Annotated in this window: 17 protein-coding genes; 10 read left to right on the top strand and 7 right to left on the bottom strand. The window is 68.1% G+C overall.

Translation table 11 applies throughout. The annotated features are described in order from the left end of the window. Positions 1-41 precede the first annotated feature (41 nt). Positions 42-461: a hypothetical protein gene (locus HQ314_RS21630; RefSeq protein ID WP_222649330.1), complete on the top strand. Its 420-nt coding sequence runs from the start codon at positions 42-44 to the stop codon at positions 459-461. A 7-nt stretch (positions 462-468) separates the two neighbouring features. Here HQ314_RS21630 and HQ314_RS04370 read toward each other — a convergent pair whose 3' ends face one another. Further along, positions 469-1050, bottom strand: coding sequence for a type II toxin-antitoxin system PemK/MazF family toxin (locus HQ314_RS04370; RefSeq protein ID WP_222631571.1), 582 nt, complete (start codon positions 1048-1050; stop codon positions 469-471). A 130-nt stretch (positions 1051-1180) separates the two neighbouring features. On the opposite strand from HQ314_RS04370, the gene HQ314_RS04365 reads away from it, so the two are divergent. The 3 genes from HQ314_RS04365 (at position 1181) to HQ314_RS04355 (ending at position 4862) form a co-directional block, all read left to right on the top strand. After that, positions 1181-2185 (top strand): iron-siderophore ABC transporter substrate-binding protein, encoded by a 1005-nt coding sequence (locus tag HQ314_RS04365; RefSeq protein ID WP_051613348.1) that lies wholly within the window; start codon positions 1181-1183, stop codon positions 2183-2185. Between the two features lie 69 nt (positions 2186-2254). Continuing rightward, positions 2255-4141, top strand: coding sequence for a translation elongation factor 4 (lepA, locus tag HQ314_RS04360; protein ID WP_269320095.1), 1887 nt, complete (start codon positions 2255-2257; stop codon positions 4139-4141). 28 nt (positions 4142-4169) lie between these two features. After that, complete coding sequence (locus HQ314_RS04355; RefSeq protein ID WP_051613349.1) at positions 4170-4862, top strand: TetR/AcrR family transcriptional regulator; 693 nt, start codon at positions 4170-4172, stop codon at positions 4860-4862. Positions 4863-4865: 3 nt separating this feature from the next. Here HQ314_RS04355 and HQ314_RS04350 read toward each other — a convergent pair whose 3' ends face one another. Next, positions 4866-6914 (bottom strand): glycoside hydrolase family 15 protein, encoded by a 2049-nt coding sequence (locus tag HQ314_RS04350; protein WP_027505707.1) that lies wholly within the window; start codon positions 6912-6914, stop codon positions 4866-4868. 67 nt (positions 6915-6981) lie between these two features. On the opposite strand from HQ314_RS04350, the gene HQ314_RS04345 reads away from it, so the two are divergent. From HQ314_RS04345 to HQ314_RS04325, 6 genes are all read left to right on the top strand, one after another. Continuing rightward, positions 6982-7221 (top strand): hypothetical protein, encoded by a 240-nt coding sequence (locus HQ314_RS04345; RefSeq protein ID WP_222649545.1) that lies wholly within the window; start codon positions 6982-6984, stop codon positions 7219-7221. A 63-nt stretch (positions 7222-7284) separates the two neighbouring features. Then, positions 7285-7428: an Ms4533A family Cys-rich leader peptide gene (locus HQ314_RS21845; RefSeq protein WP_374197809.1), complete on the top strand. Its 144-nt coding sequence runs from the start codon at positions 7285-7287 to the stop codon at positions 7426-7428. Positions 7429-7548: 120 nt separating this feature from the next. Continuing rightward, complete coding sequence (locus HQ314_RS04340) at positions 7549-8568, top strand: sulfate ABC transporter substrate-binding protein (protein ID WP_222649329.1); 1020 nt, start codon at positions 7549-7551, stop codon at positions 8566-8568. 2 nt (positions 8569-8570) lie between these two features. After that, a complete protein-coding gene (gene cysT, locus HQ314_RS04335; protein WP_222649328.1) occupies positions 8571-9473 on the top strand; it encodes a sulfate ABC transporter permease subunit CysT in 903 nt (300 codons plus the stop codon). Next, on the top strand, positions 9470-10273 hold the full coding sequence (gene cysW / locus HQ314_RS04330) for a sulfate ABC transporter permease subunit CysW (protein ID WP_027505710.1): 804 nt from the start codon (positions 9470-9472) through the stop codon (positions 10271-10273). Before cysT ends, cysW begins: the two co-directional genes overlap by 4 nt. 5 nt (positions 10274-10278) lie before the next feature. Beyond that, positions 10279-11316, top strand: coding sequence for a sulfate/molybdate ABC transporter ATP-binding protein (locus HQ314_RS04325; RefSeq protein ID WP_307108611.1), 1038 nt, complete (start codon positions 10279-10281; stop codon positions 11314-11316). 1 nt (position 11317) lies between these two features. On the opposite strand, the gene HQ314_RS04320 is transcribed toward HQ314_RS04325, so the two are convergent. The 5 genes from HQ314_RS04320 to HQ314_RS04300 form a co-directional block, all read right to left on the bottom strand. Next, entirely contained in the window at positions 11318-11800 is a 483-nt protein-coding gene (locus HQ314_RS04320) for a hypothetical protein (RefSeq protein ID WP_222649326.1), read from the bottom strand. Between the two features lie 73 nt (positions 11801-11873). Next, a complete protein-coding gene (locus HQ314_RS04315) occupies positions 11874-13631 on the bottom strand; it encodes a GTP-binding protein (RefSeq protein WP_222630393.1) in 1758 nt (585 codons plus the stop codon). Next, a complete protein-coding gene (gene cysD / locus HQ314_RS04310; protein ID WP_222630395.1) occupies positions 13631-14557 on the bottom strand; it encodes a sulfate adenylyltransferase subunit CysD in 927 nt (308 codons plus the stop codon). Before cysD ends, HQ314_RS04315 begins: the two co-directional genes overlap by 1 nt. Further along, positions 14554-15285 carry a phosphoadenylyl-sulfate reductase gene (locus HQ314_RS04305; protein ID WP_027505713.1) on the bottom strand — a complete coding sequence of 244 codons (732 nt, stop codon included), beginning with the start codon at positions 15283-15285 and terminating at the stop codon, positions 14554-14556. Before HQ314_RS04305 ends, cysD begins: the two co-directional genes overlap by 4 nt. Before the next feature lie 70 nt (positions 15286-15355). Continuing rightward, complete coding sequence (locus tag HQ314_RS04300) at positions 15356-17056, bottom strand: nitrite/sulfite reductase (RefSeq protein WP_056445789.1); 1701 nt, start codon at positions 17054-17056, stop codon at positions 15356-15358. Positions 17057-17242: the final 186 nt, after the last annotated feature.

Here is a 17242-nt window from a genome sequence, read left to right as displayed (position 1 = left end):
GACCCTCGCGGCGTCCGGGCGGAGGTGATTCACCGGAGATTATGTCGGCCTCCGGATGGTTCCTCGTCGCCCTGGTCGTTCTCGTCGCCGCCGTTCTCGCGTTCCGACTTCTCGGACGCGCCGCATCCGGCAGGCCCACTACCTCCGGCGAGGTCGGAACGGTCGGGTTGGACGACGGTGCTCGCGCCGAGATTCATCGACTGCTGGCCGCCGACAAGAAGATTCAGGCGATCAAGGTCTATCGGGAACGAACTGGAGCCGGACTGCGCGACGCGAAGGTGGCGGTCGAGTCCCTCGAACGCGGTGAGTCCCTCACGCCGGGCCCGGCGCGGTGGGACGACCTCGTTCCACGCCTCACGGCACTGAAGAACGAGGGACAGGCGATCGCCGCGATCAAATTACTCCGCGAGCGGACCGGGTTGTCGCTGCTCGAGGCCAAGAACGCCGTCGATCGACTGTGATCCGAGTTCAGTGCCAGGAGAAGTCGGAGCGCAGGCGCTGTGCCACAAGGTCGAAACGATCACGGGGGAGGACGGCTCCCTCTCGTCGGATCCCGCCCTCGGGAACGTCGAGCACGCGGTCGAGACGGACCCAACTCGGGCGTCCCTGCGCGTCCCACGGCCCGCCGCCGAGGCCGAGCCAGTCGCGGTCGCCGTCGTGCTTGCTCTGACTCGAGAGCATGAGGCCGAGCAGAGTGGAACCGTCGCGGCCGACCACGAGCACCGGTCGATCCTTGCCCTGCGACGGATCCTCCTCGTAGGCCACCCACGTCCACACGACCTCGCCCGGATCCGCGGCGCCGTCCAGCGCGGGGGAGTACTCGATGCGCCGTGCGCGCATGGCGGTGGGAACCGAGGTCGACGTCACGGGCCGTCCCGACGGTGCTCCGGTGGGTGACGTGCCACCGGCACCGGACGCGCCGATGCGTGAACCCAACGACTGCGTCACCTTGTCGAGGGCGCCGGACCGCTGCAGCTGCCGGAACAGGCGCGGGCCTTCCGCCACTGCGAGTCGTCCCAGTTTCTTGCCGATCGACGCCAGAGTTGCCATGCCGACCAGGCTACCGAGACCCGAGGACGTAGCTCACCACCCGTGAGTGAGGTTCGGCTACCCTAAGTCCGATTTCGGGAGATTCCCGATGTGAAAGAGGGTTGTCGTGAGGCGTGGAAGTGTCGGACGTGTGGGTTACCGCACGGTGGTGGCCGTCGGACTGAGTGTCCTGGCGCTGGTGTCGGCGTGCTCGTCCGACACCGAGAGCGGATCGACCGAGGGGTCGGTGACCGTGACTCACGCCTACGGCGAGACCGTCGTGCCGGCCGATCCGCAGCGTGTGGTCTCGGTCGGACTGACCGAGCAGGACACCCTGCTGGCTCTCGGCGTCGTTCCCGTCGGTGTCACGGAGTGGTACGGAGAGCAGCCGGACGCGACGTGGCCCTGGGCTCACGATCTGCTGGGTGACGCCCGGCCCGAGGTGCTCACCCAGGACGACGGCATCCAGTTCGAGAAGGTCACCGCCCTCGAACCCGACCTCATCATCGGCACCAACGCCGGCATGACGCAGGACGACTACACCCGGTTGAGCGCCATCGCCCCGACCATCGCCCACAGCGACGTCGATTCCCCCTACTTCGAGCCGTGGGATCAGCAGACCCGCACCATCGGAGCCGCGCTCGGCAAGCCCGACGAGGCGGAGGCGCTCGTCGAGAACGTCCGCACCCGGTACCGAGAGGCCGCCGAGGCCCACCCCGAGTTCGCGGGGAAGAAGGCCGTCCTCCTGCAGAACGCGATCTACGACGGCAACGCCATCGCCTATCAGGACGGTCTGAGCACCGACTTCCTCACCTCGCTCGGGTTCGAGATCCCGTCCGAGCTCGACGCCTTCGTCCAGGAGGAGGACGCCCAGGCGTACATCCCGTTGGAGAACCTCTCCGTGCTCGACACCGCCGACGTGCTGCTCTGGGCCACCGAGTCCCCGGAGGACCGCGCGACCCTCGAGGCCGACCCGGTGTACTCGTCGTTGCAGGAGGTGCGGGAGAACAGGCTCGTCTTCACCGACGCGATCACGGCCGGCGCCATCTACTTCACCTCGCCGCTGAGCCTGCCGTACCTGCTCGACTCGCTCGTACCGGCATTCGAGAGCACCCTCGCGGGTGCCGGAGCGGCCACCACCACGGCCCCCGCCTGACCCCTCCGGCCTGCCCGCCCCACCTGCACGACCGGCCTCCGGCCTGCCCGGGACCCCGGCCGTGGTGACGTGCAGATATTCTGTACGTCACCACGGCCGTCTCGTCAGGAGTACCCCATCACCAATTTTGCGGACACGACGTTCACGGATCCCACCAGGATCCGTAACTTCTGCATCATCGCCCACATCGACCATGGCAAGTCGACGCTGGCCGACCGCATGCTGCAGCTCACCGGTGTCATCGACGACCGGTCGATGCGCGCGCAGTACCTCGATCGCATGGACATCGAGCGTGAGCGCGGCATCACCATCAAGGCGCAGAACGTCCGCCTGCCGTGGAAGGTGGGGGACACCGAGCATGTCCTGCACCTGATCGACACCCCCGGGCACGTCGACTTCACCTACGAGGTGTCGCGTGCACTCGAGGCATGCGAGGGTGCCGTGCTCCTCGTCGACGCTGCACAGGGCATCGAGGCGCAGACGCTCGCGAACCTCTACCTGGCACTCGAGAAGGATCTGACGATCATTCCGGTGCTGAACAAGATCGACCTGCCCGCGGCCGACCCCGACCGCTACGCCGCGGAGATCGCCCACATCGTCGGCTGCGAGGCGGACGACGTGCTGCGCGTCTCGGGCAAGACCGGCATGGGCGTCGAGGCATTACTCGACGAGGTGGTCCGTCTGGTGCCCGCGCCGGTCGGCGACGCCGACGGCCCCGCACGCGCCATGATCTTCGACTCCGTCTACGACGCGTACCGCGGCGTGGTGACGTACGTGCGCGTGGTGGACGGCAAGATCCTGCCGCGCGAGAAGGTCACCATGATGTCGACCGGTTCGACGCACGAGCTCGTCGAGGTGGGCATCGTCTCGCCGGACCCCAAGGCGACGAAGGGCCTCGGCGTCGGTGAGGTGGGCTATCTCATCACCGGCGTCAAGGACGTGCGTCAGTCGAAGGTGGGAGACACCGTCACCAGCGCCCGCAACGGCGCGACCGAAGCGCTCACCGGATACCGCGAGCCACGGCCGATGGTCTACTCGGGTCTCTACCCGGTGGACGGGTCCGATTACCCCGATCTGCGCGACGCCCTCGAGAAGTTGCAGCTCAACGACGCCGCCCTCACCTACGAACCGGAGACGTCCGTCGCTCTCGGGTTCGGGTTCCGCTGCGGATTCCTCGGTCTGCTGCACATGGAGATCACCCGCGAGCGCCTCGAGCGCGAGTTCGGGCTCGACCTGATCTCGACCTCGCCCAACGTCGTGTACCGGGTGGAGATGAACGACGGCGCCGAGCACATCGTCACCAACCCGTCGTACTGGCCGGAAGGCAAGGCGCGCGCGGTGTTCGAGCCGATGGTCAAGTGCACCATCATCTCGCCGAGCGAGTTCATCGGGTCCATCATGGAGCTGTGCCAGAGCCGCCGCGGTGAGCTCGGCGGCATGGACTACCTGTCGGAGACCCGCGTCGAGCTGCGCTACACCATCCCGATGGCCGAGATCATCTTCGACTTCTTCGACATCCTCAAGTCGCGCACCCGCGGATACGCGAGCCTCGACTACGAGGAGATCGGCGAGGAGTCGGCCAACCTGGTGAAGGTGGACATCCTGCTGCAGGGCGAGGCCGTCGACGCGTTCTCGGCCATCGTGCACGCCGACGCGGCCGGTGCCTACGGCAACAAGATGACCACCCGACTCAAGGACCTGATCCCGCGCCAGCAGTACGAGATCCCGATCCAGGCGGCGATCGGGTCGAAGATCATCGCGCGCGAGAACATTCGTGCGATCCGCAAGGACGTCCTGGCGAAGTGCTACGGCGGTGACATCAGCCGTAAGCGCAAACTGCTCGAGAAGCAGAAGGCCGGCAAGAAGCGGATGAAGACCATCGGTCGTGTCGACGTGCCACAGGAGGCGTTCGTCGCTGCCCTGTCCACCGACGCGTCCGCGGACAAGAAGAAGTAGGTCCGCGGTCGCTCCCGCGGGGACACCCATGACCAGGACCCCGCCGGCCGGCACCGGGTCCGCCGCCGACGACGATCCGCCGTCGCTGGCCGACGCGGACCTGCTCCGTACTCCGCCGGCGACGCCGCGCGGAGTGCGCACGCGCGCTGCGCTCGTCGCGGCGGCACGGGTGGTGTTCGAGCGTGCCGGGTACCTCGACGCCCGTCTGGTGGACATCACCGCCGAGGCTCGCTGCTCGTCCGGCACGTTCTACACCTACTTCGCGAGCAAGGAAGAGATCTTCGCGGCGGTGCTCGAGGTGTCGCAGGACGACATGATGCACCCCGGTACCGAACACGTGCCGGACGACGGTGATCCGGTCGCCGTCATCGAGGCGAGCACGCGCGCGTACTTCGAGGCGTACGAACGCAACGCGAAGCTGATGGAACTGCTCGAACAGGTGGCGGCCATCGACATCCGGTTCCGGCGGCTCCGACGCAACCGTGCCGACGCGTTCGTCCGTCGCAACGCGCGCAGCATCGCCGGTCTCCAGCGACGAGGCCTGGCGGACAGCGGCGTGGATCCCGTCGTCGCATCACTCGCGTTGTCGGGCATGATCTCCCGGCTGGCGTTCACCCATTTCGTGGTGGAGCCGTCCCTCGGCGAGCCGCCGACGTGGTCGTCGGATCAGCTGGTGCACGCGGCGACGCGCCTGTGGGTCAACGCCCTCCGACTCGACTGACCGTCACGAGTGCGGGTGGCCGTGGGCGGGCTGGAACTGCCCGGCCTGCGCTGCCTCCTCCGCCCGGATGACGTGCACCACGGCGTTGATCAGCGCGAGGTGGGTGAACGCCTGCGGGAAGTTGCCCAGGTGCCGACCCGTCTTCGCGTCGATCTCCTCCGCGTAGAGTTTCAGTGGGCTCGCGAACCCGAGCAGCCGTTCACACAGTCGCTTCGCGCGGTGCAGTTCGCCGATCTCGACCAGTGCGGACACCAACCAGAACGAGCAGATGGTGAAGGTGCCCTCCTCGCCGGAGAGCCCATCGTCCGTGGTGTCGACGCGGTAGCGCAGTACCAGGCCGTCCTCGGTGAGCTCGTCGGCGATGGCGAGCACCGTCGCCCGGACGCGCTCGTCGTCCGAGGGCAGGAACCGCAGGAGCGGCACCAGCAGCAACGAGGCGTCGAGTGAGTCGTCGCCGTATCGCTGGGTGAAGACTCCGCGCGAGTCGACGCCGTGCTCGAGAACGTCGGCCTTGATCTCGTCGGCGATGCTCGACCATTCCTCGGCGTACGCCTTCTCGCCGTGCAGCACAGCAAGTTTCGCTCCGCGGTCGAGCGCCACCCAGCACATCACCTTGGACGACGTGAAGTGCTGCGGTTCCCCACGTACCTCCCAGATGCCCCGGTCGGGCTCGCGCCAGTGCTCGATCGCTTCCTCCACCTGACGCTTGAGCAAGGGCCACAGCGACTCCGGAACATTCTCCCGCGAGCGCACGTGCAGGTAGACGGAATCGAGCATCGTGCCCCAGATGTCGTGCTGCACCTGGTTGTAGGCACCGTTACCGATGCGCACGGGGACGGCTCCGTCGTACCCGGACAGGTGTCCGAGCTCCTCCTCCTCGAGCGTGCGTTCGCCGCCGATGCCGTACATCACCTGCAGCGGAACGGGTTCGCCGTCCGGGCCCGACGTCACGTCGGAGATGAAGGCGAAGAAGTCGTTGGCCTCGCGATCGAGCCCGAGCGTGTACAGACCCCACAGGGCGAAGGTGGAGTCGCGTACCCAGGCGTACCGGTAGTCCCAGTTCCGCTCTCCGCCCGGCGTCTCCGGCAACGACGTGGTGCTCGCGGCGAGCAGCGCGCCGGTCGGTGCGTACGTCAGACCCTTGAGGGTGAGCGCGCTGCGCTGCAGGAACCCGCGCCACGGATGGTCGGGAAAGCGGCCGATGGTGATCCACTGGCGCCAGCACTCCGCTGTCTGCCACATCTTCTCGGCGGACTCCTCGAAGGTGCGGGGAGGATCGAGCGTCGACCACGACAGCGCGACGAAGACGTTGTCGCCCTCCGTCATCCGAGTCCGGGCGCGGGCCTCTCGCCCCTCGAGGCCGATGCGCAGATTGGTGGTCAACTTGAGAGTGGGTTCGGTGCCGTCGCCCGCCGTGGCGGTGGCCGTCGCCTCCTCGTAGACGTTGCCGGTGTACTCCCACACGGCAGGCTTGCGGTGGTAGTCGAACGCGGGCTCACAACTCATCTCGAGCTCGACCGTTCCGCTGACACACTTCACACTGCGGATGAGGCAGTGCTCGGCGTCCCAGTCGGACGGGGCCCGGCGGTGCGTGCGGGAGCGCTCGTCCGTGTTGTGCCACTTGCCCATCACCAGAGCGTCGCGGACCACCAACCATCCGGTCTCGGTCTGCCACGTGGTCTCGACGATCAGACCGCCCGGGAGATAGCGCCGCGCCGCGGGCACGTTCTGACCGTAGGGGCCGATGCGGAACTGCCCTGCGCCGCGATCGAGCACCGCTCCGAAGATGCTGGGGGAGTCCGGTCGCGGAATGCACATCCACTCCACCGCACCGTTGCGAGCGATCAGACACGTGGTCTCGCAGTCCGACAGGAAGGCGTAGTCGTCGATCGGCGGAAACGTCGTGCGATGCGGCAGCCAGGTCTGGGCCGTGCCGGGAACGGTGTCGAGCGCGCCGCCCTCCTCGGCCGGCTCGGCCGCGCCGGGGCCGAAGACGGCTTCCCCCGCGCTGGCGACGCGGGGGACCACGGACTGTTCGTCGAACGGGCTCATCCGCCCATCATGAAGCCGTCCGGCGCCCCAGTCCACCGCGGAGAGCGAGGGACTACTGTCGTGAGGTGTGAACGCAGTGGCCACGTGGTGGGACGGAGTCGAACTCTGGATCGCCGGGTTGCCGTTCGTGCCCCAGGTCGCCGTCGTCCTGCTGGTGGTCGTGCCGGCAGCGGCACTCACCGCGCACGTCGTCGACATCGTGTTGTCTGCGCTCTTCGATGCCAGGCGGCGCTACTTCCGCCGGACACCCGCCGACCGGGATCCCGCAGCCGTGACCACCGGCGACTCCGACCCCCGAGAGAAGTGACACCGTGCCCCGCTCCCGTGTGACCCTGGCCCTCATCGCGCTGATCGTGCTGGTGATCGTCGCGTGGCTGCTGACTCGGTAGCAGGCTCTCTCCGACTTTCTGCTAAATTCTCGGCTGTGTCCGACGCAGCCCCGCACCCGATCCGCCATGAACTGGCGCTGATCGCTGTCGGCATGCTCGCGGTCGCTGACGTCGACTGTCGCTGACCCCACACGGCGCGCCCTCACCGATTCCGGCGCGCTCCGCTCGTCAGTTCCGTCCATCACCGCTGTTCATGTCCGTGCCGCCGCGCGCTCGCGTGTGCCGCACTTTTCGAGAGGTCCACCGTGTTCCCATCACGTCGTGTCCGCCTGCTGTCCGCCGCCGCCGTCGCGGCCGCCCTCACCCTGACCGCGTGCTCCACCGGGTCCTCCGACACCGTCGGTGAGACCGCCGCGTCCACGTCCGGTCCGTCGCTCACCCTCGTCGGGTACGCCGTGCCCAAGAACGGGTGGGATGCCATCGGCGCCGCGTTCGCCTCCACCGAGAACGGTGACAACGTCACCATCAACGCCGACTACGGCGCCTCGGGCAACCAGTCGCGCAAGGTCGCCGACGGCGCACCGGCCGACATCGTCAACTTCTCGGTCGAGCCCGACGTCACCCGACTGGTGAAGGCCGGCAAGGTCGACGAGGCCTGGAACCAGAACGCCTACGGTGGCGTGCCGTTCGGCTCCGTGGTGTCCATCGTGACGCGACCGGGCAACCCGAAGAACATTCGCACGTGGGAGGACCTGATCCGCCCCGACGTGCAGGTCATCAGCCCCAGCCCGCTCAGCTCCGGCTCGGCGAAGTGGAACTTGTTGGCGCCCTACGCCTCCGTGAGCAACGGCGGCCAGGATCGCCAGGCCGGCCTGGACTACGTCACCGAACTGGTGAAGCACTTCCCGGTGCAGCCCGACTCCGGCCGCTCCGCGTCCGAGGCGTTCCTCCAGGGCCAGGGCGACGTCCTGCTCAGCTACGAGAACGAGGCGCTGTTGCTCGAGGGGCAGGGTCAGCCGGTGGAGCACATCGTTCCGGACCAGACCTTCCGCATCGACAACCCCGTCGCCGTGATCAACTCCAGTGCGAATCTCGAGCAGGCCAACGCGTTGAACGACTACCTCTACACCGCGGACGGCCAGAAGATCTGGGCCGACAGCGGTTTCCGTCCCGTCGACCCCGCAGTCGCCGCCGACTACACCGACAAGTTCCCGACGCCGCAGAAGCTGTACACCATCGACGATCTCGGTGGCTGGGCTGCGGTGGACAGTGACCTGTTCGGCGAGAACGGTGCCATCAACGCGATCTACAAGGCATCGAGCTGACCATGACGACAGAGGTCGCCGGTCGGCGAAAGTTCCTCCCTCGCCGCCCGGCCTCCGGCCTTGCCGCCCGTCGCCGGCCGGCCTCCGGCCTTCCCGCCTCTCGCCGGCCGGCCTCCCATCTTCCCGGGGGATCGCTCACGCTCGGCACCGTCGTCCTGTGGCTCTCGATCATCGTCCTGCTGCCCCTGGCGGCCGTGCTGAGTCGCTCCCTGTCCGACGGACCCGCCGAGTTCTGGGACGCGGTCACCGATCCGCGGGCGCTGGCCACTCTGCGCGTGACGGTGCAGGTCTCGGTGGTGGCGGCGCTGATCAACGTGGTGATGGGCACCGTCATCGCCTGGGTGTTGGTGCGAGACGACTTCCCGGGCAAGTCCGTCGTCAACGCCCTGATCGACCTGCCGTTCGCCCTGCCCACCATCGTCGCGAGCCTGGTGCTCCTGTCGCTGTACGGACCGATGAGTCCGGTGGGCATCACGTTGAACGCCACCAAGGCCGGTGTCGTGCTCGCCCTCGCCTTCGTCACGCTTCCGTTCGTCGTCCGCGCGGTGCAGCCGGTCCTCATCGAGCTCGACCGGGAAGTGGAGGAAGCGGCCGCCTCGCTCGGTGCGAGCAATCTGGTGATCTTCCGGCGGGTCGTGCTGCCGGTGCTGCTGCCGTCGATCCTCTCGGGTGCCGGACTGGCCTTCTCGCGGGCACTCGGCGAGTTCGGATCGGTCGTCCTCATCGGTGGCAACATTCCCGGCGAGACGCAGATCGCGTCGCAGCTCATCCGCGAGCAGATCGAGACCGATCAGCCCGTCGACGCGGCCGCGATCTCGGTGGTGCTGTTGCTCATCGCCTTCGTGGTGCTGTTCGTGCTGCGCATCTCCGGTAGCCGCCTCGCCCGGCGGGAGGAGCAGAAGTGAAGCTGTCCACCGGAACTCGACTGAGCCTCCGTACGGTCGCTCTGCTCTACTTGGCCGTGCTGGTGGTGTTCCCGCTGGGCGCGATCCTGTACCGCACGTTCGAGAACGGCATCGTCTCGTTCTTCCAGCTCATCACCACACCGGCCGCACAGTCGGCGTTGCAGTTGTCGCTGATCATCGTCGCGATCGTCGTGCCGCTGAACGTGGTGTTCGGCGTCGTCACGGCCCTGGCTCTCGCGCGCGGCAACTTCCGTGGCAAGGGTCTCGTGCAGGCGGTCGTCGATCTCCCGTTCGCGGTGTCCCCGGTCATCGTGGGTGTCGCGCTCATCCTGCTGTGGGGTGCCGGCGGCTGGTTCGGCTTCCTCGCCGAGTGGGGCATCACGATCATCTTCGCGCTGCCCGGCATGGTACTGGCCACCATCTTCGTCACGCTGCCGTTCGTGGTGCGCGAGGTGGAACCGGTGCTGCACGAGATCGGACAGGAACAGGAGGAGGCCGCGGCCACGCTGGGCGCGACGTCGTGGCAGACCTTCTGGCGCATCACACTTCCCGCCATCCGCTGGGGGCTGACGTACGGCGTCGTCCTGACGGTCGCCCGCGCGCTCGGCGAGTTCGGTGCCGTCATCATCGTCTCCACCAACCTGCCGGGCATCTCGCAGACGCTGACGCTGCTGGTGAACGCCAGGTACGAGGACTTCAACCAACCGGGCGCGTACGCCGCGTCGACACTTCTCATGGTCGTCGCCGTCATCGTGTTGTTGCTGATGACGGTTCTGGACCGCAAGCGAACCAAGGAATGAGCACCGTGACGACGACGACCACGACGACAGAGGAGCGCACGGGCGGCATCGAGATCTCCGTCCGGGGAGCGCGGAAGAACTACGGCGACTTCGCGGCCCTCGACGACGTGTCCCTCGACATCCCGTCCGGATCGTTGACGGCGCTGCTGGGGCCCAGCGGGTCGGGCAAGTCGACACTGTTGCGGTCGATCGCCGGACTCGAGGAGCTGGACTCCGGCGTGGTGGTCATCGCCGGCGACGACGTCACCACCGTCAGTCCGCAGAAGCGCGACATCGGATTCGTCTTCCAGCACTACGCCGCGTTCAAGCACCTCACCGTGCGCAAGAACGTCGCCTTCGGGCTCGAGATCCGCAAGCGGCCCAAGGCCGAGATCGACGAGCGCGTCGATCAGCTGCTCGACATCGTCGGCCTCTCGGGTTTCCAGACGCGCTTCCCGGCGCAACTGTCCGGTGGACAGCGTCAGCGCATGGCCCTGGCCCGCGCGCTCGCCGTGGATCCGCGGGTGCTGCTGCTCGACGAGCCGTTCGGTGCCCTGGACGCCAAGGTGCGGGCCGATCTCCGCACGTGGCTCCGTCGACTGCACGACGAGGTGCACGTCACCACGGTGCTCGTCACGCACGATCAGCAGGAGGCGCTGGACGTCGCCGACCGGATCGCGGTCATGAACAAGGGCCGGATCGAACAGGTGGGCGCCCCTCGCGATCTCTACGACACCCCGGCGAACGATTTCGTCATGTCCTTCCTCGGCGAGGTGTCGCGGCTCAACGGCCAGCTGGTCCGTCCGCACGACATCCGGGTCGGCCGCACACCGGATCTCGCGAACGCGCAGCAGACCGGCACGGCCGAGAACGCGGGGGTGTTGCGGGCGACCGTCGAGCGTGTCGTGCACCTGGGCTTCGAGGTGCGGGTGGAGCTGCGCAACGGCGCCACCAACGAGCTGTTCTTCGCGCAGATCACCCGCGGCGACAACGAGGCGCTGGGGCTGCAGAGCGGGGAGACCGTGTACGTGCGTGCCACGCGCGTGCCGGTGATCCCCGGCTGACTCACGCGCGTTCGACGCACCCCGACCGGACACACACGGTCGGGCCACGGAACGCCGGATCACCGCATCGCGTGACCATCGCCAGCACGTCGCCGGCGTGGATGTCCGACGGCAGGTCGAGCGCGGGGCACACGCAGCGCCCCGACCGGGTGCAGAGGCAACACGGAACCGGTCGGCACACCGGATGGCGCGAGGCGAGGCGGACGGACACCGGGGCGACACCCGAGTCGGCACCGGTCGTGACGACGCGGAGGAGCCCTCGGTACACGTCCACCGACCGGACTCGGGTCACCGTGACCACCGCGGTGCCCGCTCGGACGGCCACGGCGTCGCCGTACTCGTCGCACAGATCGTCGAGGAACGTCTCGGCGCGCCCGTCGCTTCGGACACACAGCCTGCCCCCGTGGGTGTGAATCTCCCCGGGCCACAGCGCACGAGCATCGTCCGGAGACGACAGCGACGGCAGTAGTTCACGCAAGGTCATGACTCGACCCTGCATGCTCCACTGCCGTCGTCGGCGGTTCCTGACGTCGTCTCGACGCGGGGGCGTCTCTTCCTTACGCGTTCGATGCGCGCAGCACGGCTGCCGCGACCTCGGCCGGCGTCGCGGTGTCGTCGGCATCGACGTGGTGATCGGTGACCGGGATCCCGGCCGCAGCGATCTCGACTCGCGCGGCAGCGAGATCCTCGCCGTCCGCCGACGAGATGGGCACGATCGCGACCACTCCGGCATCCGCGAACAACCGGGCCAACCGGGCGAGTTGCACCGTCGCGGCGCGGGTTCCGGCTGCGGCGTCGATGTCGAGGACTCCGCGGACGTTGTCACCGCCGACGATGTAGGCGGTGCGACCGGAGGCGGTCAGTGCGTCCTCGAGCGCGACGGCGACCGCGGCCTTGTGCGAGGACGGGTGGCCGGTGAGCCAGATCGTCGCACCGTGCTGACCGGTACGGCGGACACGCTCGTCGCGGGTGATCGACGACGGAACCCAGGACGGGGTGTCCGAGCGGTCGAGCACCGCGCGGGACCCCTCGATGATGCCCGCGGCCACGGTGTCGTTCGTGTGCTCGTCCAGCAGGATGAACGCACCGGAGTCGCGGTTGTCCGCGTAGTCGTCGGTCACGATCACCGCACTGGTCCGCAGCGTCACCCGTGCGATGTCGTTGAGCGACAGGTTCTCCGAGCCGGGATGCTCGTCGAGCGTCTCCGGATCGAGTCGCGAGTGGATGCGCTGCACCGTCGCGCGCACCGTGGTGGTGGTGTGCTTGATCGCCAGTCGGTCGCCGACACCGAGAGGTGCCTCCGCCAGCCAGCACACGGTGGCATCGAATTCCCGTGCGAGCGTGGGCAGGTGGGCGTCGGGCTCGCCACTGACCAGGACGTCGCCGCGGGCCACGTCGATGTCGTCGGCCAGTTCGACGGAGACGCTGAGCGGAGCCACGGCGACGTCGCGGGCGTCGTCCAGCGTGTCGAGCGCCGTGACCACGCTGCGCGATCCGGACGGCAGCGCGACGATCGAGTCGCCGATCTGCACGGTGCCGGCGGACAGCCGGCCGGTGTACCGACGGCGTTCGCCGTCGGTGGGGCGAGAGACCCACTGCACGGGCAACCGCAGCTCCGTGGCGACCGGTGCGGGAGCGACCAGGTCGATGCTCTCGAGGTGATCGAGCAGAGTGGGGCCCGTGTACCAGGGCATGGTCGAGGACGGCCGAACGACGTTGTCGCCCAGCTTCGCCGCGATCGGGATGACCAGAATCTCCGTGCCGAGGCGGGCACCGAGGTCGGCGAGCTCGCGCTCGACGTCACGGAAGCGGGACTCGTCGAAGTCGATGAGATCCATCTTGTTGACGGTCGCCACCAGGCGGTCGACACCCACGAGCGTCGCGATCCGGGCGTGACGACGCGTCTGCCGCAACACGCCGGCGCGGGCGTCCACGAGCAGGATGGCGACGTTCGCGTTGGAGGCTCCCGTGAACATGTTGCGCGTGTAGCGCTCGTGTCCCGGGGTGTCTGCGAGGACGTAGCTGCGACTCGGCGTGGAGAAGAAGCGGTAGGCGACATCGATGGTGATGCCCTGCTCGCGCTCGGCACGCAGACCGTCCGACAGGGCGGCGAGGTCGGCCACGCCCTCCTCGTCGGTCACGGCGTCGAGGTGATCGAGCGGAAGACTGTCCGTGTCGTGCAGCAGCCGCCCGATGAGAGTGGACTTGCCGTCGTCGACGGAGCCGGCCGTGGCGATGCGCAGCAGCTGACGCGGGGCGGTGGGAGCCGGGGACACCGGAACGTCCGACACCGGAAGCGGATTGGTGATGGTCATCAGAAGTACCCCTCGCGCTTGCGATCTTCCATCGCGGCTGTGGACGTGCGGTCGTCGGCGCGGGTCTCGCCGCGCTCGGACACGGTGGCCGCGGAGATCTCCGTGATCACCCCGGCGATGTCGGTGGCGTGCGAGCGCACGGCGCCGGTGATGGTGAGGTCGCCCACCGTGCGGTAGCGCACCATCTCGACGGCAGCGGTCTCGTGCTCGGTCGGGGAGGTGAACTCCGAGGTGGCGAGCAGGATGCCGTCGCGCTCGAACACCTCGCGCTCGTGGGCGAAGTAGATGGACGGCAGTTCGAGCTGCTCGAGCTCGATGTACCGCCAGATGTCCAGCTCGGTCCAGTTGCTCAGCGGGAACACGCGGACCTGCTCACCGCGCTTGATGCGGCCGTTGTACAGCGACCACGGCTCGGGGCGTTGGGCCCGCGGATCCCACTGGCCGAACTCGTCGCGGAAGCTCAGCACACGCTCCTTGGCGCGCGCACGCTCCTCGTCGCGCCGCGCACCACCGAAGGCGGCGTCGAACTTGTTCTCCTCCAACGCGTCCAGCAACGTCCGGGTCTGGAGACGGTTGCGTGAGCCGGAGGACCCGCCGACCTCGCGGACGCGACCGGAGTCGATCGACTCCTGGACGGACGCGACGACGAGGCGATGGCCGCCCTCCTCGAGTCGTCGGTCGCGGAACTCGATGACCTCGGGGAAGTTGTGTCCGGTGTCGACGTGCATCACCGGGAAGGGAACGGGGGAGGGGCGGAACGCCTTCTCCGCCAGGCGGAGCAGGACGATGGAGTCCTTGCCCGCCGAGAACAGCAGTACGGGTCGTTCGAGCTCGGCCACCACCTCGCGGATGATGTGCACGGACTCGGCCTCGAGTGCCCGGAGCTCGTCGACGTGGGTGACGTCCACGCTCGTGGCGGCTGTCATCGGGTTCCTTCCTCGGTCGAGTGCAGTCCGCACTCGGTCTTGGTGCTGCCGGCCCAGCGACCGCTGCGCGGGTCCGCTCCGGGAGCGGGCTTGGCCGTGCACGGTGCGCACCCGATCGACGGGTAGCCCTCGTCGACGAGCGGGTTCACGAGGATGCCGTGCTCGTCGATGTAGGACTGCATCTCGTCGTCGGACCACGCCGCGATCGGGTTGATCTTCACCAGGCCGAACGCCTCGTCGAAGGAGATCAGCGGCGAGTTGGCGCGCGTGGGTGCCTCGACGCGGCGGATGCCGGTGACCCAGGCGCTGTAGTTCGCCAGCTCACGCTTCAGCGGCACGACCTTGCGCAGTGCGCAGCAGCGTGCGGGATCGCGGGCGAAGAGATCCTTGCCCTCGAGCCTGTCCTGCTCGGCCACCGACACGGTCGTCTTCGCGTCGATGACGTTGACCCCGTAGACCGACTCGACGGCGTCACGAGTACCGATGGTCTCGGCGAAGTGGTAGCCGGTCTCCAGGAAGAGCACGTCGACACCCGGATGCACCTGCGCGGCCAGATGGACCAGCGCGCCGTCCTGCATGTTCGACGCGACGATGTAGTCGTCGCCGAAGGTGTCCTCGGTCCAGCGCATGAGCTCGTCCGCCGAGGCGCCGTCCATCTCCCGCGCACCCCGCTCGGCGATGGCGCGGAGCTCGGACTCGGTCAGGTGGCGATGGGTGGCGACGCTCATGAGACAACCTTTCGCGGGCGGACGGTCCAGGAGACAACGCGAGGGCGGGACACGCGATTCCCGTGCTCGCTCACTGCAGATCCGCGTCGTCGGCGCGTACGGCCCACTGCGCGAACCGCTCGCCCTCGTCGCGCTGCTTGACGAAGTTGCGGACGACCCGGTCGATGTAGTCGCCCAGCTCGGCGCTGGTGACCTTGTGCTGGCGCAACTTCCGGCCGAAGGCACTGTCGAAGCCGAGGCTTCCACCGAGATGGACCTGGAAGCCCTCCACCTGTCCGCCGTCACCGTCGTCCACCAGTTGGCCCTTGAACCCGATGTCGGCGACCTGCGAACGAGCGCACGAGTTGGGGCAGCCGTTGATGTTCACGGTGATGGGGACGTCGAGCTGCGCGTTGACGTCGGCCAGCCGCTGCTCGAGTTCGGGGACGAGCACCTGCGAACGCTTGCGGGTCTCGGCGAAGGACAGCTTGCAGAACTCGATGCCGCTGCACGCCATCAGGTTCTTGCGCCAGATGGACGGCCGCGCCGGCAGACCCAGCGCGTCCATCTCGGCGATGAAGTCCTCGAGCTTCTCGTCGGAGATGTCCAGGACGATGAGCTTCTGGTACGGGGTGAAGCGGATTCGATCCGACCCTGCCCGCGCGGCCGCGTCGGCGACCTTCGTCAGGATGGTGCCGGAGACACGGCCAGCGATGGGGGCGAGTCCGACGGCGTTGAGGCCGTTCTTCAGCTTCTGGACCCCGACGTGGTCGACGGGCCGGGTCGGCTTCTCGGGGGCGGGGCCGTCGAGCAGCGGCCGCTTCAGGTACTCGGTCTCGAGCACTTCCCGGAACTTCTCCACGCCCCAGTCCTTGACCAGGAACTTCAGCCGCGCCTTGTTGCGCAGACGCCGGTACCCGTAGTCACGGAAGATCGAGACGACGCCTTCCCACACGTCGGCGACCTCGTGCAGCGGCACCCAGACCCCGAGTCGCTGCGCGAGCATCGGATTGGTGGACAGACCGCCGCCGACCCAGACGTCGAGGCCGGGACCGTGCTCGGGATGGTTCACCCCGATGAAGGCGATGTCGTTGACCTCGTGGACCACGTCCTGCTGGCCGGAGATCGCGGTCTTGAACTTGCGGGGGAGGTTCGAGTACTCCGGCCGGCCGATGTAGCGCTCGACGATCTCGTCGATGGCGGGCGTGGGATCGAGGACCTCGTCGAGCGACTCGCCGGCGAGCGGGGAACCCAGCACGACGCGGGGGCAGTCGCCGCACGCCTCGGTGGTCTTCAGACCGACAGACTCGATGCGGCGCCAGATCTCGGGGACGTTCTCCACCTCGATCCAGTGGTACTGCACGTTCTCCCGGTCGGACAGATCGGCGGTGTCGCGGCCGAACTCCTGCGAGATCTCACCCAGAGTGCGCAACTGCAACGCGCTGAGTGCGCCGGCATCGCAGCGGATGCGCATCATGAAGTACTTCGCTTCGAGCAGGTCGATGTTCTCGTCGCCCGTGAAGGTGCCGTCGTAGCCCTGCTCGCGCTGGGTGTAGAGCCCCCACCAGCGGAAGCGCCCGCGCAGATCGGCCTTGTCGATGCTGTCGAAACCCTGCTTGGAGTAGATGTTCTCGATCCGCGCGCGGACGTTGAGCGGGTTGTCGTCCTTCTTGCTCTGTTCGTTCGCGTTGAGCGGTTCCCGGTAGCCGAGTGCCCACTGGCCCTCGGACCTCCGCTTGGCGGGACGGGTCGACCGTGCGCGCGGCGCAGCGGTGTCGGGGGTGTTCGTCATGGGCGCTCCAAGGTCGGGCGCCGAACAGGAAGGGGTGTCTCGGAGGGCTGGTCCGCACACCTCGTCCCTGACCGGCCGGGGGGTGTGCGGGCTGGCGGGAAAGTCAGACGAGCGGCCTCAGACAGCTGCAGACGCGTGCGAGATCGACGTGGCGCCGAGCCACGAGCATGATCTCCACGACTGTCA

The organism is Rhodococcus sp. BP-332 (assembly GCF_019836065.1).
Taxonomy (GTDB): Bacteria; Actinomycetota; Actinomycetes; order Mycobacteriales; family Mycobacteriaceae; genus Rhodococcoides.
The sequence above is the reverse complement of the archived record's forward strand: the minus strand, read 5'-3'. Positions and strand labels throughout refer to the sequence as shown.

What these genes read in the sequence shown, in the direction of transcription:
- HQ314_RS21630 (WP_222649330.1), top strand. Translation starts at nt 42, where the DNA reads ATGTCGGCCTCCGGATGGTTCCTCGTCGCCCTGGTCGTTCTCGTCGCC.
- HQ314_RS04370 (WP_222631571.1), bottom strand. Translation starts at nt 1,050, where the DNA reads ATGGCAACTCTGGCGTCGATCGGCAAGAAACTGGGACGACTCGCAGTG.
- HQ314_RS04355 (WP_051613349.1), top strand. Translation starts at nt 4,170, where the DNA reads ATGACCAGGACCCCGCCGGCCGGCACCGGGTCCGCCGCCGACGACGAT.
- HQ314_RS04350 (WP_027505707.1), bottom strand. Translation starts at nt 6,914, where the DNA reads ATGAGCCCGTTCGACGAACAGTCCGTGGTCCCCCGCGTCGCCAGCGCG.
- cysT (WP_222649328.1), top strand. Translation starts at nt 8,571, where the DNA reads ATGACGACAGAGGTCGCCGGTCGGCGAAAGTTCCTCCCTCGCCGCCCG.
- HQ314_RS04320 (WP_222649326.1), bottom strand. Translation starts at nt 11,800, where the DNA reads ATGACCTTGCGTGAACTACTGCCGTCGCTGTCGTCTCCGGACGATGCT.
- HQ314_RS04315 (WP_222630393.1), bottom strand. Translation starts at nt 13,631, where the DNA reads ATGACCATCACCAATCCGCTTCCGGTGTCGGACGTTCCGGTGTCCCCG.
- cysD (WP_222630395.1), bottom strand. Translation starts at nt 14,557, where the DNA reads ATGACAGCCGCCACGAGCGTGGACGTCACCCACGTCGACGAGCTCCGG.
- HQ314_RS04305 (WP_027505713.1), bottom strand. Translation starts at nt 15,285, where the DNA reads ATGAGCGTCGCCACCCATCGCCACCTGACCGAGTCCGAGCTCCGCGCC.
- HQ314_RS04300 (WP_056445789.1), bottom strand. Translation starts at nt 17,056, where the DNA reads ATGACGAACACCCCCGACACCGCTGCGCCGCGCGCACGGTCGACCCGT.